Origin of the sequence: Bacillus cereus group sp. BfR-BA-01355 (assembly GCF_022663675.1) — a bacterium.
Classification (GTDB): Bacteria; Bacillota; Bacilli; order Bacillales; family Bacillaceae_G; genus Bacillus_A; species Bacillus_A thuringiensis_S.
Genome location: NZ_JAKUFY010000034.1, coordinates 22,238 through 47,872, shown reverse-complemented (window position 1 = coordinate 47,872; position 25,635 = coordinate 22,238). Strand labels below are relative to the sequence as shown.

Here is a 25,635-nt window from a genome sequence, read left to right as displayed (position 1 = left end):
TTTAATTATAGAGGTGAATTCAATGATACCAACAAAGTTAAAAAAGGGTGATGAAATACGCGTGATTTCACCATCCTGTAGTTTAAGTATTGTTTCAAATGAAAATAGAAAACTTGCTATAAAAAGATTAACTGACATGGGCTTTCAAGTGACATTCTCAAAATATGCCGATGAGATAGATCGATTTGCTTCCTCTTCTATTTCTTCCCGCGTCCAAGACCTCCATGAAGCATTTAGAGACCCTAATGTAAAAGCTATTTTAACTACACTTGGCGGATACAACTCGAATGGTTTATTGAAATATCTCGATTTTGATTTAATTCGTGAAAACCCAAAATTTTTCTGTGGTTATTCTGATATTACTGCCTTAAATAATGCAATTTACGCAAAAACGGGTCTCGTTACATATTCAGGTCCCCACTTCTCTTCATTTGGAATGGAAAAAGGACTCCATTACACGGCTGATTACTTTTTACAATGCTTAACCGCTAATGAGCCTATTGAAATCATTCCGGCGGAAACGTGGAGCGATGATTCTTGGTATATGGATCAGGAAAATCGAGAATTTATTAAAAATGAAGGGTATGTTCCAATTCAAAAGGGGGAAGCGACAGGAGAAATTATCGGTGGCAATATGAGCACACTTAATTTACTACAAGGCACACCATATATGCCAAACTTAAAGGGCAAAATTTTATTCCTTGAAGAAGACAGTTTAACAGGAAAATCGACACTTAAAACTTTTGATCGCTATCTACATTCCCTTATGCAGCAACCTAATTTTGAACATATAACAGGTATTGTAATAGGAAGAATGCAAAAAGAAGCAGAATGTAAGATAGCGGACATTCAAGAAATGATTGCTTCAAAACCTGAACTTGCACATATTCCTATTATTGCAAACGCAAGTTTCGGGCATACAACCCCGATTTTCACTTTCCCAATTGGTGGACGTGCAAAAATTATTTCTAACAAAGAAAAGACATCTATCACTATTTTAGCGTACTAAAAAAGGAGCGAATGAGTCGCTCCTTTTATGGTTTTTCTATTTTTTGCAACGCTTTTTGCGGGATTGACTCTTTCGTTATTTCAGCCCATCCTTTTCCTTGCATACCTTTTGCATAAATTTTTATAAAAGCACCTGCATGCAATTCACGATTTACCATTCTTTTAATAATTTGTTGATTTCCGTCCTCTGTATACCCTTTAAATGTATACAAATACTCACCGTCTTTTTTCTCACCTTTATCTACAACCGCATAATAATCTTGTATTTCTTTATTTGAAAAGAAGTTGTCTACAAAAGCATGTACACCTTCTGTTTTTGTATTCAAATAATACGCTGTTCCCCCTAAAATAATGGCAAATACAGCTAAAACTTTAATGACCAATTTCATACATGCGCCTCCTGTTTTACACTTCTTTCTCACTAATGTTATGTCTATACCTGTATTATACGGAAAAGGGTATACTATACTCTATCGAAAAGTCTTACACAATCCTTACATTATTGTAAGGGATTTTTTCTTACAGCAAGTTCCCAAGAAAAAATTTTTCCGTTTCATACACTTTTATATTATTATTGAATGATACGAATTTTTATTACAAAAATCAAAGGAGACAGTTTTCAAATGGCTATCTTGCAAGGTTTAGCACTATTACTTGTTGTACTTTGTCTATTTACACTTTTCAGTTACCGTGCGCCTTACGGAATGAAGGCGATGGGTGCTTTAGCTAATGCAGCAATCGCAAGTTTTCTTATTGAAGCATTTCACCGTTATATAGGTGGAGAAATGTTTCACAATGACTTTTTACAATCAGTAGGAGAAGCTTCTGGTAGTATGAGCGGTGTTGCAGCAGCGATTTTAGTCGCATTAGCAATCGGTGTTTCCCCCGTATACGCTGTTTTAATTGGTATCGCTACTAGTGGATTCGGTATTTTACCAGGATTTTTCGCTGGATACGTTTGTGCCTTCGTCGTGAAATTTCTCGAAAAGAAATTACCAGCTGGTGTGGAATTTTTAGCAATCCTATTCATCGCTGCACCAATCTCACGTGGAATGGCAATGCTTATGGATCCGCTCGTTAACGCAACACTTGGTAAAATCGGTTCTATGATTTCAGTTGCAACTACAGAGAGTCCTATCATTATGGGTATTATGCTTGGTGGATTAATAACAGTTATTTCTACCTCTCCACTGAGTTCTATGGCACTAACTGCAATGCTTGGATTAACAGGTTTACCAATGGCAATTGGTAGTCTTGCCGTAGCAGCTTCAGCCCCGATGAACTTTATTTTCTTTAAACGATTAAAAATTTGTTCAAAGAAAGATACAATTGCTGTAGCAATCGAGCCTTTAACACAAGCCGATGTTGTCTCAGCAAATCCAATTCCAATTTATATGACAAATTTCGTTGGCGGTGCACTTGCCGGTATTATTACATCGCTATTCCAGCTTGTTAATAATGCACCAGGAACAGCATCACCAATTCCAGGTCTTCTCGTCCTATTCGGATTTAATGACGTTATAAAAGTAACGATTGCTGCTGTACTATGTGGAATCGTTACCACTATTATCGGATACATCGGATCTATTGTGTTCCGCAAATATCCGATCCGCTCTGCTGATGAAATTCGCGGCGTTAATTCGGAAGAGAAAGTTGCATAAGAAAAAGAGTTATTCTCACCTTTTGAGAATAACTCTTTTTTTCATGTCTTGCCATGGTAAATAAGATTATATCGACGATTTTTTTATATATCGACTTACCGACACATTCTGAGCGAGCCGCTTCCGCTTTTATTTCTATCCAGTTACGCCTCCTAGACCCTTGCGTCTAAGAACCTTCCCTGCTAAAAGGTAAAAAGCACCTTTTGCAGGGAAGAACCTTATTCACCGGGTCTAAACAGTCGGCTTCACTTTTACTTCACCCAACCGAGCAGCATTTCCCGCACGAATTTGCTTGCTGCGACTGGTGTTTGATCACTATGGTCGTAGACCGGAGCTACTTCTACTAAGTCTGCTCCAACTACATTTATATTTGAATTTGCAATTGCTACGATGGAATCTAATAATTCTTTAGATGTAATACCGCCAGCTTCTAACGTTCCTGTTCCTGGAGCGTGAGCTGGGTCTAATACATCAATGTCGATTGTGACATAGACTGGGCGTCCAGCAAGTTTCGGTAATACTTCTTTTAACGGTTCTAATACGTCAAATTTATATAAGTTCATACCTACTTCTTTCGCCCATTCAAATTCTTCCTTCATTCCAGAACGAATTCCGAAAGAATATACGTTTTCCGGACCAATTAAATCACACACTTTACGAATTGGTGTAGAGTGGGATAAAGGCTCCCCTTCATACGATTCACGTAAATCAGTATGAGCATCCATGTGGATGATTGCTAAATCCGGATATTTTTTTGCCATTGCCTTAAAAATTGGCCAAGACACTAGGTGCTCACCGCCGAGACCTAGTGGAAACTTATCGGCATCTAAAAGTTTTGATACATACTCTTCAATCATGTCTAAACTGCGTTGTGCGTTTCCGAATGGTAATGGGATATCACCCGCATCAAAATATTTTACCTCTTCTAATTCACGATCTAAATATGGGCTATATTCTTCAAGACCGATTGATACTTCACGAATACGTGCAGGACCAAAGCGAGAACCTGGACGGTAACTTACTGTCCAATCCATAGGCATCCCGTAAATAACTACCTTTGACTCTTCAAAACTTGGATGACTTTTAATAAATACTTTACCTGAATAAGCTTCATCAAAACGCATATTCTTTTCCTCCTTATGTGGAACTTAAGGTATCCCAACCTTTCATTATTTCTCAAATTTGGAGCGAACTGCTCCTCTTTCTCGATTTACCGGTGTCTTCTTTTTTAACAATAAGAAGACGATTTTCTTTACAGGAGTGTAAGTAGCTAGCATGTTCAAGTCTTCTGGACAAACACCTTAAATGAGCTACCTACACTTTATTTGTTCAAACTCGATTTCTTACTTAATTAAATCGCCAACAAATTTCGGTAATGCGAATGCTGCATTGTGTAATTCTTTTGTGTAGTATTTCGTTTCGATTTCGTGGAAACGCTCTTCACTTACTTCTAATGGATCATGTTTTTTAGATCCAATTGTGAACGTCCAAAGACCACTTGGGTAAGTTGGGATGTTCGCTGTGTATAAACGAGTAATTGGGAAAATCTCTTTTACGTCTTTAAACACAGTTGTAATTAGTTCTGGTGTGAACCAAGGGTTGTCCGTTTGTGCAACGAAAATACCATCTTCTTTTAACGCTTTAGAGATTCCAGCGTAGAAACCTTTCGTAAATAAGTTTACTGCTGGGCCTACTGGCTCAGTAGAATCTACCATAATTACGTCGTATTCATTTTCGCTTTCTGCGATGTGTAGGAAACCGTCTCCTACTTTTACTTCTACACGCTCATTATCTAATGCGCCTGCAATTGATGGTAAGTATTGTTTAGAGTACTCAATTACTTTTCCATCGATTTCAACAAGAGTTGCTTTCTTTACACTTGGGTGTTTTAACACTTCGCGAATAACACCGCCATCGCCGCCGCCAACAACTAATACGTTTTCAGGGTTTGGATGTGTAAATAAAGGTACGTGCGCTACCATTTCGTGATAAACGAACTCGTCCTTTTCTGTTGTCATAACCATGCCGTCTAAAATAAGCATGTTTCCGAACTCTTCCGTTTCAACCATATCAAGTTTCTGGAATTCTGTTTGCTCCGTATGTAATGTGCGGTTAATACGCGCCGTAATCCCAAAATGTTTTGTTTGTTTTTCAGTGAACCATAGTTCCATCGTACAATCACGCCTTTCAATGCAAATTTATAATAGGGACATCATTAATGTCCCCTAACAAAAATAAAACAAAACATCCAAAATGTATAGTTAAAAGTACAAAAATACCGAAAATATATTTTAGTCAGAGGGTTCTAACATATGTGTATAAAGAAAACCCTTTCTTAAGAAAGGGTTTTCGTCTCTAGTTCTACTGGTTTACGAATTGGAATTAAGATCATAATACAACCAACTAACACAACAATTCCCCCAACTAAAAATGGGCTTTGTGGTGAAACTGTGTGCCCGATAACTCCTGATAAAATTGGAGCAATCGCACCACCTAACCAACGAACAAAGTTATAAACACCTGACGTAACAGATCTTTCATAAGGTGAAATATCCATTACATAACTTGTATATAATGCATTGTTTAAGCCAGATGCCAATCCTGATAAAACGATAAGAGTAATTTGTAACCACATAATTTTCACAAAGAATAGTGCAATTAAGAAAATCGCAAATACGAGTAAACTCCCCTTCAATAATGTTTTTGGTTCATATTTCCCTTCTAGTTTATGTGCTAAAATTGCAGAACCGTAAGCTAACGCCAGTCCCCATCCGCAAAATACAAAGCCTAATTGAATAGCTGATAAATGCATAATAAGTGGTGAATATGCTAACACAACAAAAAATCCGTAGTAGTATAGCATCCCTGAAATAGCACCTTGCATAAATGGTTTATACTTCACCAAGTTAAGTAATTCCCCTACGCCAGCAGCCTTACGCTTCACCTTTCGCTCTGGTTCTTTTACAAAAAAGAATACTAAAATAAATGCTAAGAAAATTAAAATACTCGTCGCGAAAAACGGATAACGCCAAGAATGTCCACCTAGTATTCCACCCAATAACGGCCCCCCAGCCATACCTAAGCCGATAGCTGCTTCGTATAATCCTACTGCTTCATGAACTTCTTTACTTAATGCTATTAACAGTGTCATTGCTGTCGCAAAAAACATCGCATTTCCTAATCCCCATCCAGCACGGAAAAGAGATAATTGAGCAATCGTTTGCGATATACCGCATATAAACGCAAATACAGTCACAATCGCAAGACCGATTGTCATCATTCGTTTATCACCAAATCTCGATGCAAATATACCAGCTGGTAACATCATGATTGCCATCGTTAAAATATAAGCGGTAAATAACATTTCAACTTGCCAATGCGTTGCACCAATTTTCTCAGCAATAATCGGCAAGATTGGGTCAACTACCCCTATACCCGAAAAGGCAAGAAAGGTAGCTACCACTGTAATCAATCTCCCTAGTTTTTGTTTGCTCTCCATTTTGATTACTCTCCTTTTGTGCTCTCTAAAAATGTTACTGCACGATGTAAACTATCTTCGAGTTCTGCCTTTACACGTTGCATTTGCTCCATTTTTTCGTCTAACGTTTGCACTTGTTTTTCAAGCATATCTTTAATTTCTTGAATCACTTCACGATCACGAGGGTTCTCGCTATTTCTTCTTTGCTCCATTCTTTCTTTTAGTGATAAGAAATGTTGCATTTCTTGAAGTGTGATTCCTAGCACTTCTTTCGCTTCTACAATTCTTTTAATTCTGGCAATATCCTCATCCGTATACAGACGAATATTCCCCTCACTACGTTCTGGGGGATGAATTAAACCAATTTCCTCATAATAACGAAGTGTACGTTTTGTTAAACCGACTTGCTTTGTTACTTCATCAATTTTATACATGTTTATTCCTCCCTTCACTCAATTATTACATTTTACGTTAACGTTAACTTTTCTGCAACTGTTAGACTTTTGTAAATGTTTGTCATATTCAATTGTATTTTCCCTAAAGCAGTTTCATAATGAAAGAAAAGAGATAATAAGGAGATTTTCATATGAGTAAACCACTTATTTTTGCTCACCGCGGAGTAAAAGGAACACATCCCGAAAATACGATGATTGCCTTCCAAGAAGCTGAACGCATTGGCGCTCACGGAATTGAACTCGATGTCCACCTATCAAAAGATGGTGAACTTGTCGTAATTCACGATGAAACCGTCGATCGTACAACAAATGGCGTTGGACTTGTTTCTGAAAAAACGGTAGAGGAATTACAATCATTGGACGCTGGTAGCCATAAAGCCCCTTCTTTCCAAGAAGCAAAAATTCCAACGTTGCGCGAGGTTTTCATTTGGCTTTCCACAACGAACTTACAACTAAATATTGAATTAAAAACAGATGTTATTCATTACCCAAATATTGAGGAAAAAGTTGTTGCACTTGTGCGTGAATATCATCTTTCAAATCAAATTGTATTTTCATCATTTAACCATGACTCTGTTTCATTATTAGCAGAAATTGCTCCTGAAATTCCAAGAGCAATTTTATATGATACACCGATTGCTGATCCAATTGCCGAAGCAAAACATAGAGAAGCAAGTGGATTACATCCAAACTTCCAGCTATTAACGAAAGAATTTGTGCAGTTAGCACAAGAGCAAGGATATGTTTTCCGTCCATATACAATTAACGAATACAAAGATTTACAAACTATGATTGATTATGGTGTAGATGTCATCATTACCGATTGGCCAGCACGTGCCTTTGAGCTCCTTTCTTAATGGAAGGGGCTTTTTTATTTTCGAAATTTCATTGTTTAAAATAAACGAAAACCCTCAATACTAATACAATAACGCTTGTATTAATGAGGGGCTGAAAAAAGATGGATCAAACTATGAATCCAAAACTTAAAAAATATAAACGTCTTTTCTTCACCGCAATGTTTTCTTGCGTCCTTTTCTTCGTTTTTTCTTTTTTTGTTATTATTATAGTTGCAAAAATTATGGGACCTCCTCCTGTTGCGGTCCCGCAAACAAGCGTCTTTTACGCAAACGATGATACCGTTATTGGACAAAGTAACGAAATTCAAAAACGTTACAATGTCTCTCTTAATGAAATTTCACCTTATGTAAAAGAAGCGACCCTTTCTATTGAAGATCAAAGATTTTATAAACATCACGGCTTCGATTTAAAACGGATTGCAGGTGCAATTGTTGCTGATTTAAAAGCAATGGCAAAGGTACAAGGAGCTAGTACAATTACACAACAATACGCGCGTAATCTGTATTTAGATCATGATAAAACGTGGAAACGGAAATTATTAGAGGCAATGTACACTGTCCGCCTTGAAGTAAACTATAATAAAAATCATATTTTAGAAGGATATTTAAATACAATTTATTACGGACATGGCGCTTATGGCATCGAAGCTGCGTCCCGTCTATATTTCGATAAAACAGCAAAAGAGTTAACATTAGCAGAAGCTAGTATGCTCGCAGGTATCCCAAAAGGACCAAGTGTCTATTCTCCCTTTTTGAAAGAGGATCGTGCTAAAGGACGACAAGCCCTCATATTAGATGAAATGGTAGAACAAGGATATATTACGAAGCAACAAGCAGCCTTAGCGAAGAAAGAGCCACTAACTTTTGCCTCATTAGATACGAAAAAAGTAGCAGAGGTCGCACCATATTTCCAAGATGCTGTACAAGCTTCACTTCTTCGTGATGTTGGATTAGACGAACAAGCTTTACAACGAGGTGGCTTGCGAATTTATACAACGCTAGACCCTAAACTACAAGCTGTAGCAGAACAAGCTGTAAAAGATCATATACCTGACACAACAAACATACAAACTGCTCTCGTCTCTATGAATCCAACGACAGGTGAAGTGGCTGCTCTTGTTGGCGGAACTGATTATACTACGAGTCAATTTAACAGGGCTACACAAGCCATCCGTCAGCCTGGTTCTACATTTAAGCCATTTCTATATTATGCGGCATTAGAACGAGGATTCACACCTGCTACGCGCTTAAAAAGCGAATATACTGTATTCACCTTAGGTGACGGTGTTTCAAAGTATAAACCGAAGAACTATAAAGATTATTATGCCGATGATTTCGTAACGATGGCACAAGCTCTCGCAGTCTCTGATAACATATATGCTGTGAAAACGAATTTATTTTTAGGAGATGACGCGCTTGCAAAAACAGCGAAACAATTTGGAATTACAAGTGCATTAAAAGATGTGCCTTCTCTAGCTCTCGGTACATCACCAGTAAAACCAATTGAAATGGTCAACGCTTATAGCATGTTCGCAAACGGTGGAAAAGAAGTAAAACCTACTTTCATTCGCCGCATTATGGATCATGAAGGAAATATATTATACGATGCTCATTTAGAGAGTAAACAAGTTCTCGACAAGAGCAAAGCGTTTGTAATGGAAGAAATGATGACTGGTATGTTTAATAAGAAACTAAGCAGTTATGCTGCTGTAACTGGCCAATCGATGTTATCAAAATTATCAAGAACATATGCCGGAAAATCTGGTTCTACTGAAACGGATAGTTGGATGATCGGATTTACTCCGCAAATCGTAACTGGTGTATGGGTCGGATACGATCAACCTAAATCTATTTCAAACGTAGCAGAACAAGGATATGCGAAGAAAATATGGACTGATACGATGGAGAAAGGCTTAGATGGACAGCCAAAAAAAGAATTTAAACAACCAGGTGACGTCGTAGCGGTTAATATCAACCCAGAGAACGGTAAAATTGCTACAAAAAATTGTCCTATTTCTGTGAAAATGTACTTCGCTAAAGGTACCGAACCGACTGAATATTGTATGGATCACGTCGATGATAAAGAAGAATTTGAAAAAACGACTGAAGAAAAGAAAAAAACAAGTTGGTGGAAAAAATATCTTCCTTGGTAAAAAAAATAGCTGACGGGCATCCGTCAGCTATTTTTTATTCACTTAATAATGCACGGCGCAATTCTTCACCAGATTCGTTCCAAATCGCTTCATTATGTTCTTTCAAGAACGTACCAAGTACTTTTTTAGATGATTCATCCATATGGTCAACCATAATGTGACGCTTCATTGATTTATCCATTTTGTTTACGTGTTCTGGAAGTGATTTATATCCGCGGCGAATCTCACGGTCAACTGTCATTTCACAAGCTGTTACACCTGCGTAATACGCACCTGTCGCAGTTCTTTCAATCGTTACCCAAACAAGCCAAAATGGTTTTCCGTTTGGAACTTCATCTTTATTTGTTAAAAACTTAATACCTTTTTCTACTGTACTACGCGCATGCATCGCACCGATATCAACGAATGCAGTCTTCTCTAGTACATCAACAAATACAGGTGAAATGTTTTCTAAGCTTAATGCCCCAACACCAAATCCACCATGTCCATCTGTTGAATCATTTTTCACGATATTAAAACCGATTTTTTTCTTTTTCTCTGTCATATGTAAAATCCTCCTCACTTAAAAATTATAAAAGGCCAAAAATAGGCGCAATGATGCTATCTAAAAATACAAATACATGCGGAATAACTACCTGAAAAATAGGTTGAATTGTGTAATTACTAAGCGGTGTAATAACGAGAATTAATAACGCAATTGCCCCGTATTTTTCATACTGTGTCATTTTCGCGCGAATATTTGCTGGTGCTAAATCTTCCACTACGCGATACCCATCAAGTGGTGGGATCGGTAATAAGTTAAATACAAGTAAAACGATATTCAGCATAATAAAAATCTGGAAAAATTGAGCTAACGTATCTGCTACTGCAGATGGAATTGAGTATAATACACCAAATTTTAATAAGCTATACCAAATAATTAAACCAATTGCACTTAAAATTAAGTTACTAATCGGCCCTGCAATTGAAACTAATATGCCTGCAAGACGCGGTCTTTTAAAGTTATATGGGTTAACAGGAACCGGTCTTGCCCAACCGAATCCAAGAATTAATACTGCAATCAAACCGATAGGGTCTAAATGAGCCATCGGTGATAACGTTAAACGCCCTTGTCTCTTTGCTGTATCGTCCCCAAATTTATATGCAACATATGCATGTGCAAATTCATGAACGGATAATGCAATAATAATCGCCATTGCTACCAACGGAATTTCGTGCAATGGATATCTAAATAACTGATCCATACTTCATCTCCTCTTCCATATGTCAAAAAAAGAAATTATTTGTTTTTTCGATTGTTCTTCCCCATAATCCGCTATAATAAGAGTGTAACTTACATAAAAGGAGCGATTGTACATGCCATACGTAACAGTGAAAATGCTAGAAGGACGCACAGAAGAACAAAAGAAAGCTCTTGCTGAGAAAGTAACAGCAGCAGTAAGCGAAACAACTGGTGCTCCTGAAGAAAACATCGTTGTTTTCATCGAAGAAATGTCTAAAAACCATTATGCAGTTGGCGGAAAACGATTAAGCGACAAATAATTTCAAGTTTTTTCATAAGAAGTAGCCATTAGCTGCTTCTTATTTCTTTCCTTCTAACAACTCAATAATTCTCTCTTTATATTTTCCTTTTCTTCCATCTTCATAGATTAAATCATGTGGATAGAATAACTTTTGATCCGTTCTTTTCTTACCTGTAATCGCCTCAACAATATCCGATTCACGTGAAAGCTCTCTAAGCTCTCCGTTTGGCATAAGAAGCAGGATTGGCAGACGCTCTTCTTCTTCTCCTGCACGATAAAAGTCATACGGTAAGTCCGATGTTGAATCAACTACTAAATAATACTCCGGATCAAGTCCAATCTTTTTAAATAAACTACTTAACTCCATCCAATTATCTAAACCGTGTTTATCTGTAAACTCTACATATTTAAATAGATTTCGATTCATAAAACGGCGACATAAATCGCTTAAAATTGGATCTTCTTCTTCCTGCCATACTTGGAAGTAGTAATACATAACGTTCTCGTCTAACTTTAAATAATCCTCTACTGTTACTTCTTCTTCAAATAAAGAATAGAAATGAACAGGATGATTTTTAAATGTGTAATACTTCTCGTGCAGTGATTTCGCACGGTGTAAAATCTTCGTTAAAATAACTTCTGCACTTCGCGTTACCGGATGGAAATATACTTGCCAATACATTTGATAACGACTCATAATGTAATGCTCAACAGCATGCATACCACTATTTTTAATGACTACTTGATTCCCATACGGACGCATTACACGCAGTATACGTTCCATATCGAAGTTTCCGTACTTTACGCCTGTAAAATAAGCATCTCTTAATAAATAATCCATACGATCCGCATCAATTTGACTCGAAATCATACTAATCGCTAATTTATTAGTAGACGTTTTTGCAATTACATCTGCTACCTTTTGTGGAAACTCCTTATCAACACGACTTAATACATCATTAATCTCCGTATTGCCAACGATAATCTTTTGCGTAAATTTCTCATGATCTAATGAAAATACTTTTTCAAACGAGTGAGAAAATGGGCCGTGGCCGACATCATGAAGTAATGCCGCACATAAACATAACAATCTATCTTCAGCATTCCAATTTGGTCTGCCATCAAACACATCATCAATCATACGACGAATAATTTCGTATACACCTAACGAATGAGTAAAGCGACTATGCTCTGCACCGTGAAATGTAAAAAATGTCGTTCCAAGCTGCTTAATACGGCGCAAGCGTTGAAATTCTTTCGTTCCGATTAAATCCCAAATAACACGATCACGCACGTGCACATATTTATGTACTGGGTCTTTAAACACTTTTGTTTCGCTGAGTTTGTCGTTTAAATATACCACTTTCCGACATCCCCCTTTCTTTACTACATTCTTACTTTATATTATAAACGAAATGAGAAACAGAAAGAAATGAAAGACTGTATTAATTCCCTTTATAAAAAGAAAAAATCACCTTTACCGAAGTAAAAGTGATTTCCTTTATACATTATTTACCTAAAACGAATTCAGCAACTTCGTCTAAGATCATATCTTTCCCTAGTGGGAAGTAACCTTTGTTTAAGTCTTCATTTTTAATTGTAAATACGTGGTTGTTTTTAACAGCGTTCATGTTTTTCCAAATTGATTCTTCTTGGAATTCTTTTAAGCGCTGAGAACCGTCACCAGTTGTAAATACGAATAAGTAATCTGGGTTGTAATCGATTAAAGCTTCTTTTTGTACTTGTACTAACGGTTTATCAGTTGGTGTACCTTTAACTGCTGGTAGTTTTAAATCATTAAAGATTACGCTACCGTAACCGTAGTCACCGTATACGCGGAAAGCATTTGGATATGCAGCCATTTTCATAAATGTTGCTTCACCAGTTTTAGCGACGATTTTGTCATGTAATTTGCTTGCTTTTTCATCATACTTTTTGAACCATTCTTTTGTTTCTTTTTCTTTACCGAAGATTTGACCTACTTCTTGGAATTTTGGACGCCATTGATCTAATGGAGTGTTTAACATAACTGTTGGTGCAATTTTAGATAATTGATCATAAATCTTTTCTTGACGATTATTTACAAGAATTAAATCTGGTTTTGCAGCAGCTACTGCTTCGATGTTAATTTTATCGCCCCAAGCAGAACCAACTGGTTTAACGTCTTTTAGTTTCTTTTCAATATGTGCATCAATTTTTTCTTGAGATGTATTAGCAGTAATAACCGGTTTCATACCGAAAATTAATAATTCTTCTGTTGAACCACTAAGGTCAGCAATTTTCTTTGGATTTGCAGGAATTTTAATTTCCCCTTTTGCATGTTTTACAGTGCGCTCTTCAGTCTTTGCATCTGCTTTCTTTTCTTCTTCTTTGTTAGAACAAGCTGCAAATAGTACAGAAGTCACAACTAGTACCATTGCTAATAGTGCCATTTTAAAATTCTTCATGTTCCCACTCCTTCTAGCTGTATTTATCTTATAAGTTACAATGAACTATAAGAAACAAATATAACAATTAATTTATATATATTTATTAATTGTTGTTAATAACCCATTCTAACGGGCGTTCAACTTCCCATTCTTATATAAGAAGCTCAACGTCCATTAGAAGTCCCCCCTCTTCACGAGGGGGTTCTACTTATGCTTTTTTACGCAATTGATTACTAATCATCGCTAAATCATATGTTAAACAAATTGGCTTACAGTTTACTGGACAAGGAACGATTTGAGCTTCAATCTCAAATACACTGCGAAGTGTTTCACTTGTCATAACTTCATCTGGCGTTCCTTGTTTCATTAACTTACCTGCTTTTAATGCAATCATATGATCTGAGAAACGAGAAGCGTGGTTTAAGTCATGGATAACCATAACAATCGTTCTACCTTCTTCTTCATTTAATTTTTTCAATAAGTTTAATACTTCTAATTGATGAGCCATATCTAAGTACGTTGTTGGTTCATCCAATACAAGTAATTCTGTTCCTTGTGCAAGGGCCATCGCAATCCATACACGTTGACGTTGCCCGCCTGATAACGCCTCTGCTGAACGATTTGCGAATTCTGTCATTCCCGTCACTTCAAGTGCCCAATGAATGTAACGATAATCCTCTTCTTTCAACGTTCCAAATCCTTTTTGATGAGGAAAACGTCCATATGAAACAAGTTCAAACACAGTAAGGCCAGTTGGCACTTCTGCAGTCTGTGGTAAAATCGCCATTTTCTTTGCGATTTCTTTTGTTGGTTGTTTCTCGATTGCTTTTCCGTCAAGATAAACAGTACCTTTTTTCGCCTTCAAAATACGAGAAGCCGTTTTTAATAATGTGGACTTCCCACAACCATTTGGTCCAATAATTGTTGTAATTTTCCCTTCCGGAATTTCAACTGTTAATCCATCAATAATTAACCCTTCATTATAGCCAACAGATACCGCATCAACTGCTAAAGTTGCCATACAAAAAGCCTCCCTTTATTTTGTCCTCATAAGTAAGTATATGAAATATGGTGCACCAATTACAGAAATAACAAGACCGACCGGTATTTCTGAAGTTGTTAACACGCTTCTTGAAATTACGTCTGCGAATAAGAGTAAAAACGTCCCTATTAGTGCAGCAGTAGGCAGCATAATTTGATGTTTACCACCAACAAGGCGCCTCGCTAAATGCGGAGCCATTAAACCGATAAAACCAATTCCTCCGGCAACAGCGACAGATGCACCAGCTAAGCAAACTGCAATAAATAATAATTTACGTCTTTCCTTTTCTACATTTAAACCAAGACCAACTGCTGTAGAATCGCCTAGGTTCATTACATTTAATATGTGCGCCTTACTAATAGCAAGTGGCAAGAAAATAACCATCCATGGAAGTACACTTAGCACGAACTTCCAATCTGTGCCCCATAGACTTCCTGCTAACCAAATCGTAGCAAAACGAAAATCGTTAGATGTCATCTTCATAGAAAAAATTAAACTAACAGCACCAAACCCGGCTGCAACAGCGATACCAACTAGTATTAATCTCGTTGATGAAACGCCGTCTTTCCATGCTAGTAAATAAATAATAACCGCCGCTAATATTGCACCAACCAACGCGAAGAATGGAAGGATAAATACAGATAAAAATGTACCAGTCCCAACTTTTCCAAAGAAAAAGTAGACGAATATAACAACTGTTAATCCCGCTCCAGCGTTAATACCGATAATACCTGGATCAGCAAGTGGATTTCGTGATAATCCTTGCAAAATCGCACCTGACATCGCTAAAGCAGATCCGACTAGTATAGCAATCACCATACGCGGCATGCGGAATTCAAATAAAATAACAGACTGATCTTCAGCCCCTATTCCAACCAATGACTTTAATACGTCCATTGGCGGTATTTTAAAAGTTCCTGTATTTAAACTAATAAGAAATATAGAAACGATTAGTCCTACTAAAATCGTTAATATAGAAATGTTCTTTTTTGTTAAGACACTCGTCCTCACATCTTTCCTCTCCCTTCATTACGTGCTAAGTAGAGGAAGAATGGAACCCCAATTAGCGCTGTAATTGCTCCAATTGGCGTTTCAAATGGCGGGTTAATAACGCGAGATAACATATCTGCACATTCAATTAACAGCCCGCCTAAGACCGCAGAACATGGAATAACCCATCTATAGTCCGAGCCTACAAGGAAACGAGTCATATGCGGGATTACAAGACCAACAAATCCAACTGATCCTGCCATGGAAACTGCGGAACCCGTTAAAACAAGAACAAGTACTGTTCCGATAAATTTAATTAATGTCGTATTTTGACCAAGTCCAATCGCAATTTCTTCACCGAAGCTCAAAATTGTAATATATCTCGACATCATAATTGCGATAAAAAGACAAACAAGGCCAATTGGCACTAACATATTAATACTTTGCCATTTCACTCCAGCAACTCCGCCTGCATTCCACATGCTCACCTCTTGAGCAAGATTAAAATACAATGCAATTCCAGATGAAATTGCCCCTAATAGAGCACTAATAGCTGCACCTGCTAAAGCTAATTTCACAGGTGTTAATCCACCTGGTGAAGAAGACCCAATTCCATATACAATGCTTGCACCAAACGCAGCTCCAATAAAAGATGCAATAACAAACATCAAATAAGGTGAATTAGGAAAAAATGCATACATAATTGCAATTCCAAATACTGCACCATCTGTAATCCCCATTAACGATGGTGAAGCAAGTGGATTTCGCGTCATGCCTTGCATAATTGCTCCTGATACCGCTAAAAAGGCACCTGCAACTACGCCCCCTATTGCTCTAGGCATGCGAAGCTCTTGAATTACGTTATGATGTGTAATAGATCCATCAAACTGAAATACAGCTTGCCATACAGTCTTTAAACTAATATCTGCAGCCCCAAAAGAAATAGAAACTGCCATGCTTAAAGCTAACAAAACTGTACCCGCTACTAAAATAATAGAAGCAATGAGCGGTCTGCTCTTAATCTCTTTAACATTCTCTTCTTGCTGTTCTATACTGCTTGCGCTCGCTTCCATCCCTCAACCATCCTAACCAACAACATATATTTATTAAAATGAAATTTATTCTCAAATAGTAATAAAAAAATTAGGTGAATTGTTATTTTCCTGATAATGATTCTCAGAATCAGACACTTCTATTCTACCTATCGCTTTAAAAGACTGTCAACCATTATTTTGAAATACAAATTTATATAAATTAGAACTTTAATACAAAAGTTATATCCATCCTTTAGAAAACGTTCGTCCACACAAGAGCACTTTCGCAGAATAAATCGTTCCTCTTATGGGCATAAAAAAGAAGAGTAATCTTTTCACTCTTCTTTTTCTTACTTATTTAACTTTGCTTCAATTTTTACGATTAACTCATCTTCTGTTGGAGCCGCAACTGGACGGTTATTTACAAATGCGAATGATTTTTTACGACCAGGACCACAGTAAGACTGACATCCAACTTCAATCGTTGCACATGAATCTACTTTTTTTAACTTCGGAACTAACGTTTTAACGTTCGTTGCCTGACAGTCATCGCACACGCGAAATTCGTTTCCCATTATATAACACTTCCTCTATTTTAAACTTTTCTCAAGTACATTTAAAAATAAACACTAAATGGTATTTTACCGTTCTTTGAAGCTCGTTGCAAGTTTCCCTACAGGGCCTATTCTCTACATAATGCTACATATTTATATGCTCTCCTACAGAAGCGCTCACCATTCATGGGAAAATTTTTACCTTTCATCGAAATCTACCATATTTTTAAAAGCTTTGTATAAAAGTTTATTTTTTTGCCCATTATAAAAATAGGAAGTTCATAAAAAGAAAGGGAGTTGAATCTATGAAAGTAAGACAAGATGCTTGGACAGATGAGGATGATTTATTACTTGCTGAAACGGTACTTCGTCATGTTCGAGAAGGAAGTACGCAATTAAATGCATTTGAGGAAGTAGGGGATCAGTTAAATCGTACATCCGCTGCTTGTGGTTTCCGCTGGAATGCTGTCGTTCGCTATAGCTATGAACAAGCTCTTCAACTAGCAAAAAAACATCGTAAAGATAAAATGCGCGCTGCAAGCGGTGAGCAAGCGAAAAAACGTTTACTTTATACACCACCAGCTTCAGATTCGATAACTGATTATGAAGAATTCGTACAAGAGGAATCAATTGTACAATATAAAGAAGCTATTCCATATCAAGAATCTACCGTTCCTGTTGCAAAAAGCTCTATGACAATGCAAGATGTTATTTATTTCTTACAAACAGTTGGATCCTCAAATATAAAAGTAACAGCTCTTGAAAACGAGAATACGAGATTGAAACAAGAAATTAAAGCACAAATCCTTCGAAATGAAGAACTAGAAAAGAAACTAGAAAAATTAGAAAAGCAATCTCATACTGTACAAGAAGATTACGAAACACTTATGAACATTATGAACCGAGCTCGTAAGTTGGCAGTCATGGATGACGAAGAACGTTCTCAAACATCTTTCCGAATGGATCGAAACGGTAATTTAGAAAAAATTGCAGAATAAAAAGGATGCATATAATGCATCCTTTTTATTCTTTCACATCTAAACTTCCCCTTTATATATGAGAAAACTCTATTCTTCATTTTTTTGCTATAATAGAGATTGTCATTTTAAAGATAAGGGGTTAGTTATATGAGCAATTCCCGTTCCATTTTATCTCAGCCAGAGTGGCGTATTGTAGATCAATCTAGTTTGGGACCAACATTCCATGCATTGCAGTCATTCGCAATGGATGACACACTGTGCACAAGCATTGGAAATGGTCAATCAGCTGCAACAATGCGTTCTTGGGTTCATCACAATACAATTGTTCTTGGCATTCAAGATTCACGCCTACCACACTTAGAAGAAGGCATTTCCTTGTTAAAAAAGAACAACTTCAATGTTATTGTTCGTAATTCTGGCGGGCTTGCAGTCGTGCTTGATGAAGGTGTTTTAAACGTATCACTTTTATTCCAAGAAACAGAAAAAGGTATCGATATTGATCTTGGATACGATACGATGTGGCATTTAATTAAGGAGATGTTAAAGGATTACGACGTTACTATCGAGGCAAAAGAAATTGTAGGTTCTTACTGTCCTGGTAGCTATGACTTAAGTATTCGCGATCAAAAATTCGCTGGCATTTCACAGCGCCGTATTCGCGGGGGTGTCGCTGTCCAAATTTATCTTTGTGCTACAGGAAGTGGCTCTGAGCGTGCCGCACTCGTTCGTGATTTCTATAACCTAGCCATTCAAGGAGAAGAAACACGCTTTACGTATCCTGAAATTGTACCGAGTACGATGGCTTCACTTTCAGAATTACTTGGCGAAACCATTACAGTACAAGATTTAATGATGCGCCTTTTAAAAACATTGCAGCAATTCGCTCCGAAGTTAACACCATCTCAATTAACAATAGATGAAATACCTTTATATGAGACGAATTTACAACGGATTATTGATCGTAACAATAAAGCACTTGGCTTAGAAAAATAAAGACCGTCGCTATTATAGCGACGGTCTTTATTTCAATTCATTATAGAATTAAAGTGCTTGAGCTGCTGTAATTAAAGCTAACTTGTACACTTCTTCTTCGTTACATCCACGAGATAGGTCATTTACAGGCATGTTTAAACCTTGTAAGATTGGTCCTACTGCTTCGAAGTTACCTAAACGTTGAGCGATTTTGTAACCGATATTACCAGCTTCTAAGCTTGGGAATACGAATACGTTAGCATCACCTTTAATTGTAGAACCTGGAGCTTTTTTCTCAGCTACAGATGGTACGAATGCAGCATCGAATTGGAATTCTCCATCTAAAGTTAATTCAGGAGCCATTTCTTTTGCAATGCGAGTTGCTTCTACAACTTTTTCTGTTTCTGGAGATTTCGCAGAACCTTTTGTAGAGAAGCTTAACATAGCAACGCGTGGGTCAATACCGAATAATTCAGCAGTTTTTGCACTCTCGATACCAATTTCAGCTAAATCTTGGCTGTTTGGTGCAATGTTAATTGCGCAATCAGCGAATACATATTTCTCTTCTTCACGTACCATGATGAATACGCCAGAAGTTTTTGTAACGCCTGGTTTTGTTTTAATGATTTGAAGTGCTGGACGAACTGTATCAGCTGTAGAGTGAGCTGCACCACTTACTAAACCGTGTGCTTTGCCCATGTATACAAGCATTGTACCGAAGTAGTTTTCGTCTTTAAGGATTTTGCGAGCGTCTTCTTCAGTTGCTTTACCTTTACGGCGTTCAACGAAAGATGCTACCATTGCATCCATTTCTTCATATGTAGCTGGGTCATAAATATCAACGCCTGCTAATGTTAAATTCATGCTAGCAGCTTTTGCGCTAATTTCTTCCTTATTACCAACTAAGATTGGTTTTACTAACTCTTCTTTTGCTAAACGCTCTGCAGCGCCTAAAATTCTTTCATCAGTTCCTTCAGGAAGTACGATAGAAATGCCTTTTCCTTGAACTTTTTCTTTTACTGTTGTAAATAAGTTGCTCACGAATAAACCCTCCTACATATGTTAAAAAAACTCTATCTTTAAGAATACTGCTTTTCTTCTATATTTTAAACTTATAGCTCCCAAAAAATAGATAAAATGAAAATGATTATATTTTCATAAAATTCAGCCTAAAAATAAATCCCCTTTAATCCTTATCTCCTCCTATTTTCAAGTAAATTTAAATGTGACAATTTTATGCGCCAAAGCTTTATATAGATGATTTTAAAACTATATATGCTATAGTTAACGTGTAAAACTATCATTAACTGAGGTGAATAGAATGAGTGAAGCAACAACAACGTTAGATGGCTGGTATTGTTTACATGATTTACGTTCTATTGATTGGGCTGCATGGAAAACATTATCTAGCGACGAACGCGGACAAGCTGTGTCTGAATTTTTAAATGTCGTTGAAAAATGGAACGAAGTATCTACTGCGAAAAAAGGTAGTCATGCAATGTATACAGTTGTTGGCCAAAAAGCTGATATTATGCTTATGATTTTACGTCCAACAATGGAAGAGTTAAATGAAATTGAGACAGAATTGAATAAAACAACATTAGCTGAATATATGGTTCCTGCATACTCTTACGTATCTGTTGTTGAACTAAGCAACTACCTTCCAGCTGATGAAGATCCATATCAAAACCCACAAATCTTAGCTCGCTTATATCCAGAACTACCAAAAGCAAATCACATTTGCTTCTACCCAATGGACAAGCGTCGCCAAGGTGATGACAACTGGTACATGCTTCCTATGGAAGAACGTAAGAAAATGATGTACAGTCATAGTAAAATTGGTCGCCAGTACGCAGGTAAGGTACGCCAAGTTATTTCAGGGTCAGTTGGATTCGACGATTTTGAGTGGGGCGTAACATTATTCGCTGACGATGTTCTTCAATTTAAAAAACTTATATATGAAATGCGCTTCGATGAAGTAAGTGCTCGTTATGGTGAATTCGGAACATTTTTCGTTGGAAACATTTTACCAGACGAAAAGGTAGAGAAATTTTTACACATATAAATCGTGAAAAAGGAACGAAATTCGTTCCTTTTTTTATTACCCTCCATATTTCTCCTCAAAAAACTGCTTTTCTCCGCAAATTTGAACAAAAATCGACAAATCTCTTTCAAATACCTTACAAAATTGTAACCTTTCTATATCCAAATTTATGCTAAAATGATACGAGCTATATGCTAAATAACGATGCGAAGGTGATAATCTATATGAAAAAAATCTTGTCTATTTTACTATTGCTTGTATTGTCAATTTCTTCCTTAGTAGTAACAACATCCCATGCGGAAGAAAAAATACATATTGAGGCTGCTGCTGCACTTTTATTTGATGCAGATACAGGAAAAATACTTCACGAGCAAAATCCAGATGAATTGCTAGCTATTGCTAGTATGTCAAAATTAATTGTTGTTTACGCTGTTTTAGAAGCAATTAAAGAAGGAAAAATCACTTGGGATACGAAAGTAAATATTTCTGATTACGCTTATGAAGTCTCTCGTAATAATGAATTCTCTAATGTACCGTTCGAAAAAGGACGTCAATATACTGTAAGAGAATTATATCATTCTATTGTTATATTCTCTGCAAATGGATCTAGTATTGCTTTAGCAGAACTTCTTGCAGGAAGTGAGAAAAACTTCTTAAATCTTGCAAATGAACATGCAAAAAAGCTAGGGTTAAAGAAATATAAATTTGTAAACTCTACCGGGTTAAATAATGCTGATTTAAAAGGAAAACATCCTGAAGGAACAGATCCGACCGGAGAAAACTCCATGTCAGCTCGCGATATGGGTATTCTTGCAAAAACGATTATTACAAAGTATCCAGAAATGCTAGAGGATACAAAACAAAGATTTAGAAACTTCCCAGACAATCATCCAAAACCAATTCGTATGGAAAACTGGAACTGGATGTTACCAGGCGCTGCCTTCTCTTATGATGGAACGGACGGTTTAAAAACTGGTAGTTCTGATACCGCTGGATATGGGTTCACTATTACAGCGAAACGTGGTGATGTTCGTCTTATCTCGGTTATTATTAAAACAAAATCAATGGATGAACGCTTCACAGAATCTCGTGAATTAATCGAACATGGATTTAATAACTTTGAAAAACAAAAATTAAAAGTTAATAAAAACAATACAATCTCTGTAGTAAAAGGGAAAGAAGACCAAGTAACTGTTGCACCCGAAAAAGAAATAACAGTAATTGCGAAAAAAGGTAGCAAAGAGCCTTATAAAATTGGGACTGAATTAGATAAATCCCTTGCTGAAGATGGACATTTAGTTGCTCCTGTTAAGAAAGATACCAAAGTAGGCTCAATTACTTTAGAATCAACTGATAAATATGGTTTCTTAGACGGTAGTAAAAGTATGAAAGCTACTGCAAAAACGACAGAAGAAGTTGAAAAAGCAAATTGGTTTGTATTATCAATGCGCTCTATTGGAGATTTCTTCTCAAACTTATGGTCTAAAGTATTTTAATAATGATGAAAAGCTAGCTCACGCTAGCTTTTTTTATTTTCTTCTCTCCATGTAAAACTTCGTTTGGTTGTCATATCTGAGTCCTTTTCCTCATACGTATGAACTAGTAATTGTTACACACTTCATCTAGAGATAAAGTGAAACTTTAATCAGTGGGGGTTTTGTTCATTCCCACTGATTATTAGTTGAACTAATCGGGCTTTTACGAGCAGTTTGATCTCCCACCCACCTTCTTTGCTCCAGCCCAATTTTAAGGTGGGAGTCTTACTGCCCGTTAATGCGGGATAAACCTCTTTCCACAAGGTATTCCAAAAAGAGAGGTGACACATAATGGGCGTTATTGCTTATAACGAAGAAGATGTAAAGTTATTAGCTAGACTGATGCGTGCTGAAGCCGAAGGAGAAGGACAACAGGGGATGTTGATGGTCGGGAACGTTGGGGTAAATCGTGTCCGTGGAAATTGTTTAGATTTTAAAAAAATACGTAATTTACGTCAAATGGTGTATCAAAATCCTGGTGGTTTTGAGGCAACACAAAAAGGGTATTTTTATCAACGTGCAAGGGAACAAGATATTGCTTTAGCAAGGCGAACGATTCAGGGACAACGCTTTTGGCCTGCAAATTTTGCCTTATGGTTTTTTAGACCTGAAGGCCCTTGTCCGTCAACTTGGTATAATCAACAAAACTCTGGTCGCTTCAAAAAGCACTGCTTCTTCCAGCCATCTGGCGAAGATTGTCCTAGCGTTTATTAAGGATTGATAATAAGGAGGGATTTTTGAATGGCACAGCAACAAAACCCGTATTACGGAACTGGATTTTATCAACCATCTGGAACTTATGTACAACCGCAGCAAATGACTCCACAACAACAGCAAGCAATGCAACAACAAGCGGCGCAAGCTCAATATGCCGTTTCTCAAGGCATGTTACCATTAGAACAATCCTATATTGAAAATATCCTTCGTTTAAACAAGGGTAAGCAAGCTACGGTTGTAATGACTTATGAACGTGGTAGCTCACTCGGTACCCAATCGTATACAGGTATTATCGAAGCAGCTGGTCGCGATCATATTGTAATTAGTGAGCCACAATCAGGGAAACGTTTTTTACTATTAATGATTTACTTAGATTATGTGGAATTCCCCGAAGAAATTACGTACTTACCTAGTCAACAAGCAACTTATGCTCCAAGACCATAAAAAAAGCTGGCATATGCCAGCTTTTGTTTTTTTATAAACCTTTTACAACTGCAGTTCCGACTAAAATCCATGCTACAATAAACGCTACGCCACCAAGAGGCGTAATTGGGCCAAAGAACTTAATACCTGTCGTACTTAATGCATACAAACTGCCTGAAAACATAATAATCCCAGCTACCATAAGCCAACCAGCAGTAGTTAAAAGTGATGATTGAACCTTATCCATCAATAAAGCAACTACGAATAGTCCACCTGCATGAAACATTTGATATGTAACACCTGTTTTCCAAACTTCTAACATTTTCGCAGAAATTTTATTTTCTAAACCGTGTGCTCCAAAGGCTCCTAACGCAACAGATAGCCCCGCTGCAATACAACCTAGTAAAAAGAAAATTTTCATCTTAATTCCCCTTTTTTACTTTTATCATAAGCAATTTTTTCATATAAGCCAAACGATTTAATCCTTAAAAATCAAATAAAGAATTACCATTTGCACCTTCTTCTTTAATATACACAGGTTCTCCAGAAACTGGCATAACTGGTTGAACTGTCTTTATAGGCTGCGATCCAATTACTTGCGATTGAATTTGCGGCTCCCTATACGTAGAAGATTCAACCTGTTCATCTAATAGTAAATCGCATAAAGCACGCACAACTAATAAATGATCTTTTGATTTTTGTCCTTCACTACTTTTTGCCTTTGCAATTTCATTCGCCATTTTATTTAAAATCTTATCGCTCGATATTTGCATTCCTTATCACCTCGTACTTTGTAGTTCTTTCTCAAATTGCTTCAGCTTCTCTACTAAACCAAATACTATTATCATATCATGTTCTTGCAGTTTTTCCTGCCCCGTTGGATTATGTATAATATCCCCATTTCTCAAAATCGCTAATATCGTTACATCAAACTGATTCCTCACATCACTCTCTAGTAACGATTTACCAACTAATATTGAATCTTTTCCAACTAAAATTTCTTCAATGACAAATGACTGTTCTATCCCATACAGCACTGTATCAATATAATGAACTGTTAATGGATTCGCAATACCTTTTGCAATATGAATTCCTGCCATACTGGATGGATTAATAACTTTATTTGCACCCGCACGCCTTAATTTCTCTTCAGTTTCTGGCTTTTCAGATCTCGCCACAATTTTAATTGCATCGTTTAATCCTCTTGCTGTTAATGTAATAAATACATTTTCAGCATCATTTGCTACGATAGCAACTAAACCAGCCGCTTTTGAAATTCCAGCATGATGTAAAACTTGATCCTCCGTCGCATCTCCATGTATATACAAAAGCTTTCCCTTCTCTAATACACTTTCATCTTTATCGACAACAACAAATGGAATTTTCTTTTCTTGCAATTCATGTACAACTTGAAGCCCCACTCTACCGCAACCACATACTATAATATGATTTTTCAACTGCGCTATTTGTTTATCCATCTTCTTCCTCCGCACTGCATGAAATAAATTCCCTTCAATAATCATAGCTGCCACTACCCCAATTGCATACGTAACAATACCTACGCCAACAGGAATAATAAGGAGCGCAAATACTTTCCCCGCTTGCGTTACAGGAACAGCATCTCCGTATCCAACAGTCAATACAGTAATCATCGTCATCCAAAATGCTTGAAACAAACTAATCTCTTCAATTGTCATAAATCCTATCGTTCCTAGAATTACAACAAAAGTCATACATATAACTGCGATCCATAATTGCTTACGTGCATTCATACCGTATT

General features: G+C 36.9%; 28 protein-coding genes. 11 read left to right on the top strand and 17 right to left on the bottom strand.

Annotation, left to right across the window (positions count from 1 at the left end; all coding sequences use genetic code 11):
- Nucleotides 1-22 precede the first annotated feature (22 nt).
- Nucleotides 23-1,009, top strand: coding sequence for a S66 family peptidase (locus tag MR167_RS13895; RefSeq protein ID WP_242314831.1), 987 nt, complete (start codon nucleotides 23-25; stop codon nucleotides 1,007-1,009).
- A 25-nt stretch (nucleotides 1,010-1,034) separates the two neighbouring features.
- Here the strand turns inward: MR167_RS13895 and MR167_RS13890 are convergent, their stop codons facing one another.
- Complete coding sequence (locus MR167_RS13890) at nucleotides 1,035-1,397, bottom strand: YxeA family protein (protein ID WP_000779933.1); 363 nt, start codon at nucleotides 1,395-1,397, stop codon at nucleotides 1,035-1,037.
- Between the two features lie 234 nt (nucleotides 1,398-1,631).
- Between MR167_RS13890 and MR167_RS13885 the strand changes: the two genes are divergently transcribed.
- Entirely contained in the window at nucleotides 1,632-2,669 is a 1,038-nt protein-coding gene (locus MR167_RS13885) for a PTS sugar transporter subunit IIC (protein ID WP_000996325.1), read from the top strand.
- 251 nt (nucleotides 2,670-2,920) lie between these two features.
- Here the strand turns inward: MR167_RS13885 and speB are convergent, their stop codons facing one another.
- From speB to MR167_RS13865, 4 genes are all read right to left on the bottom strand, one after another.
- Nucleotides 2,921-3,793 carry an agmatinase gene (gene speB, locus MR167_RS13880; RefSeq protein WP_001209831.1) on the bottom strand — a complete coding sequence of 291 codons (873 nt, stop codon included), beginning with the start codon at nucleotides 3,791-3,793 and terminating at the stop codon, nucleotides 2,921-2,923.
- 219 nt (nucleotides 3,794-4,012) lie between these two features.
- Nucleotides 4,013-4,840: a polyamine aminopropyltransferase gene (gene speE, locus MR167_RS13875; RefSeq protein WP_000424696.1), complete on the bottom strand. Its 828-nt coding sequence runs from the start codon at nucleotides 4,838-4,840 to the stop codon at nucleotides 4,013-4,015.
- Between the two features lie 164 nt (nucleotides 4,841-5,004).
- Nucleotides 5,005-6,168 carry an MFS transporter gene (locus MR167_RS13870; RefSeq protein WP_000444236.1) on the bottom strand — a complete coding sequence of 388 codons (1,164 nt, stop codon included), beginning with the start codon at nucleotides 6,166-6,168 and terminating at the stop codon, nucleotides 5,005-5,007.
- A gap of 5 nt (nucleotides 6,169-6,173) precedes the next feature.
- Entirely contained in the window at nucleotides 6,174-6,581 is a 408-nt protein-coding gene (locus MR167_RS13865) for a MerR family transcriptional regulator (protein WP_000276560.1), read from the bottom strand.
- A gap of 152 nt (nucleotides 6,582-6,733) precedes the next feature.
- Between MR167_RS13865 and MR167_RS13860 the strand changes: the two genes are divergently transcribed.
- Nucleotides 6,734-7,459 carry a glycerophosphodiester phosphodiesterase gene (locus MR167_RS13860; protein ID WP_000042780.1) on the top strand — a complete coding sequence of 242 codons (726 nt, stop codon included), beginning with the start codon at nucleotides 6,734-6,736 and terminating at the stop codon, nucleotides 7,457-7,459.
- A 101-nt stretch (nucleotides 7,460-7,560) separates the two neighbouring features.
- A complete protein-coding gene (locus MR167_RS13855; RefSeq protein WP_000372951.1) occupies nucleotides 7,561-9,612 on the top strand; it encodes a transglycosylase domain-containing protein in 2,052 nt (683 codons plus the stop codon).
- Between the two features lie 34 nt (nucleotides 9,613-9,646).
- Here the strand turns inward: MR167_RS13855 and MR167_RS13850 are convergent, their stop codons facing one another.
- Nucleotides 9,647-10,156, bottom strand: a complete 510-nt coding sequence (locus MR167_RS13850; RefSeq protein WP_000136681.1) for a YwhD family protein — start codon at nucleotides 10,154-10,156, stop codon at nucleotides 9,647-9,649.
- Between the two features lie 25 nt (nucleotides 10,157-10,181).
- Entirely contained in the window at nucleotides 10,182-10,856 is a 675-nt protein-coding gene (locus MR167_RS13845) for a site-2 protease family protein (protein WP_000372445.1), read from the bottom strand.
- 112 nt (nucleotides 10,857-10,968) lie between these two features.
- Here MR167_RS13845 and MR167_RS13840 point away from each other — a divergent pair, with 112 nt between their 5' ends.
- On the top strand, nucleotides 10,969-11,154 hold the full coding sequence (locus MR167_RS13840; RefSeq protein ID WP_001147171.1) for a 2-hydroxymuconate tautomerase: 186 nt from the start codon (nucleotides 10,969-10,971) through the stop codon (nucleotides 11,152-11,154).
- Nucleotides 11,155-11,193: 39 nt separating this feature from the next.
- Here MR167_RS13840 and MR167_RS13835 read toward each other — a convergent pair whose 3' ends face one another.
- The 6 genes from MR167_RS13835 to MR167_RS13810 form a co-directional block, all read right to left on the bottom strand.
- Complete coding sequence (locus MR167_RS13835) at nucleotides 11,194-12,498, bottom strand: HD domain-containing protein (protein WP_000262742.1); 1,305 nt, start codon at nucleotides 12,496-12,498, stop codon at nucleotides 11,194-11,196.
- Nucleotides 12,499-12,643: 145 nt separating this feature from the next.
- The gene (locus tag MR167_RS13830) at nucleotides 12,644-13,582 is read right to left on the bottom strand and encodes an ABC transporter substrate-binding protein (protein ID WP_000787726.1); all 939 of its coding nucleotides are present in this window, start codon (nucleotides 13,580-13,582) and stop codon (nucleotides 12,644-12,646) included.
- 190 nt (nucleotides 13,583-13,772) lie between these two features.
- A complete protein-coding gene (locus MR167_RS13825) occupies nucleotides 13,773-14,585 on the bottom strand; it encodes an ABC transporter ATP-binding protein (protein WP_000212066.1) in 813 nt (270 codons plus the stop codon).
- A gap of 15 nt (nucleotides 14,586-14,600) precedes the next feature.
- Entirely contained in the window at nucleotides 14,601-15,617 is a 1,017-nt protein-coding gene (locus MR167_RS13820) for a FecCD family ABC transporter permease (RefSeq protein ID WP_001260753.1), read from the bottom strand.
- Nucleotides 15,614-16,669: a FecCD family ABC transporter permease gene (locus MR167_RS13815; RefSeq protein ID WP_000388296.1), complete on the bottom strand. Its 1,056-nt coding sequence runs from the start codon at nucleotides 16,667-16,669 to the stop codon at nucleotides 15,614-15,616. The genes MR167_RS13820 and MR167_RS13815 overlap by 4 nt, the downstream gene beginning before the upstream one ends.
- Nucleotides 16,670-16,980: 311 nt before the next feature.
- On the bottom strand, nucleotides 16,981-17,205 hold the full coding sequence (locus tag MR167_RS13810) for a YuzB family protein (protein WP_000526079.1): 225 nt from the start codon (nucleotides 17,203-17,205) through the stop codon (nucleotides 16,981-16,983).
- 284 nt (nucleotides 17,206-17,489) lie between these two features.
- Between MR167_RS13810 and MR167_RS13805 the strand changes: the two genes are divergently transcribed.
- Nucleotides 17,490-18,182, top strand: a complete 693-nt coding sequence (locus MR167_RS13805) for an RsfA family transcriptional regulator (RefSeq protein ID WP_000868355.1) — start codon at nucleotides 17,490-17,492, stop codon at nucleotides 18,180-18,182.
- A gap of 129 nt (nucleotides 18,183-18,311) precedes the next feature.
- Entirely contained in the window at nucleotides 18,312-19,157 is an 846-nt protein-coding gene (gene lipL / locus MR167_RS13800; protein WP_000071959.1) for an octanoyl-[GcvH]:protein N-octanoyltransferase, read from the top strand.
- A 48-nt stretch (nucleotides 19,158-19,205) separates the two neighbouring features.
- On the opposite strand, the gene pta is transcribed toward lipL, so the two are convergent.
- Nucleotides 19,206-20,177: a phosphate acetyltransferase gene (gene pta, locus MR167_RS13795; protein WP_000067215.1), complete on the bottom strand. Its 972-nt coding sequence runs from the start codon at nucleotides 20,175-20,177 to the stop codon at nucleotides 19,206-19,208.
- Between the two features lie 280 nt (nucleotides 20,178-20,457).
- Here pta and hemQ point away from each other — a divergent pair, with 280 nt between their 5' ends.
- From hemQ to gerQ, 4 genes are all read left to right on the top strand, one after another.
- On the top strand, nucleotides 20,458-21,201 hold the full coding sequence (gene hemQ / locus MR167_RS13790) for a hydrogen peroxide-dependent heme synthase (RefSeq protein WP_001287602.1): 744 nt from the start codon (nucleotides 20,458-20,460) through the stop codon (nucleotides 21,199-21,201).
- Between the two features lie 203 nt (nucleotides 21,202-21,404).
- The gene (locus MR167_RS13785; protein ID WP_000722880.1) at nucleotides 21,405-22,676 is read left to right on the top strand and encodes a serine hydrolase; all 1,272 of its coding nucleotides are present in this window, start codon (nucleotides 21,405-21,407) and stop codon (nucleotides 22,674-22,676) included.
- 330 nt (nucleotides 22,677-23,006) lie between these two features.
- Nucleotides 23,007-23,429, top strand: coding sequence for a cell wall hydrolase CwlJ (gene cwlJ, locus MR167_RS13780; RefSeq protein WP_000538161.1), 423 nt, complete (start codon nucleotides 23,007-23,009; stop codon nucleotides 23,427-23,429).
- Between the two features lie 27 nt (nucleotides 23,430-23,456).
- Nucleotides 23,457-23,876 carry a spore coat protein GerQ gene (gene gerQ / locus MR167_RS13775; protein WP_000068643.1) on the top strand — a complete coding sequence of 140 codons (420 nt, stop codon included), beginning with the start codon at nucleotides 23,457-23,459 and terminating at the stop codon, nucleotides 23,874-23,876.
- 31 nt (nucleotides 23,877-23,907) lie between these two features.
- On the opposite strand, the gene MR167_RS13770 is transcribed toward gerQ, so the two are convergent.
- The 3 genes from MR167_RS13770 to MR167_RS13760 form a co-directional block, all read right to left on the bottom strand.
- Nucleotides 23,908-24,276, bottom strand: a complete 369-nt coding sequence (locus MR167_RS13770; protein ID WP_000688315.1) for a DUF423 domain-containing protein — start codon at nucleotides 24,274-24,276, stop codon at nucleotides 23,908-23,910.
- Nucleotides 24,277-24,340: 64 nt separating this feature from the next.
- Complete coding sequence (locus tag MR167_RS13765; RefSeq protein ID WP_001167339.1) at nucleotides 24,341-24,628, bottom strand: YwdI family protein; 288 nt, start codon at nucleotides 24,626-24,628, stop codon at nucleotides 24,341-24,343.
- 6 nt (nucleotides 24,629-24,634) lie between these two features.
- Nucleotides 24,635-25,627 carry a potassium channel family protein gene (locus MR167_RS13760; protein WP_000993978.1) on the bottom strand — a complete coding sequence of 331 codons (993 nt, stop codon included), beginning with the start codon at nucleotides 25,625-25,627 and terminating at the stop codon, nucleotides 24,635-24,637.
- Between the last annotated feature and the right edge of the window lie 8 nt (nucleotides 25,628-25,635).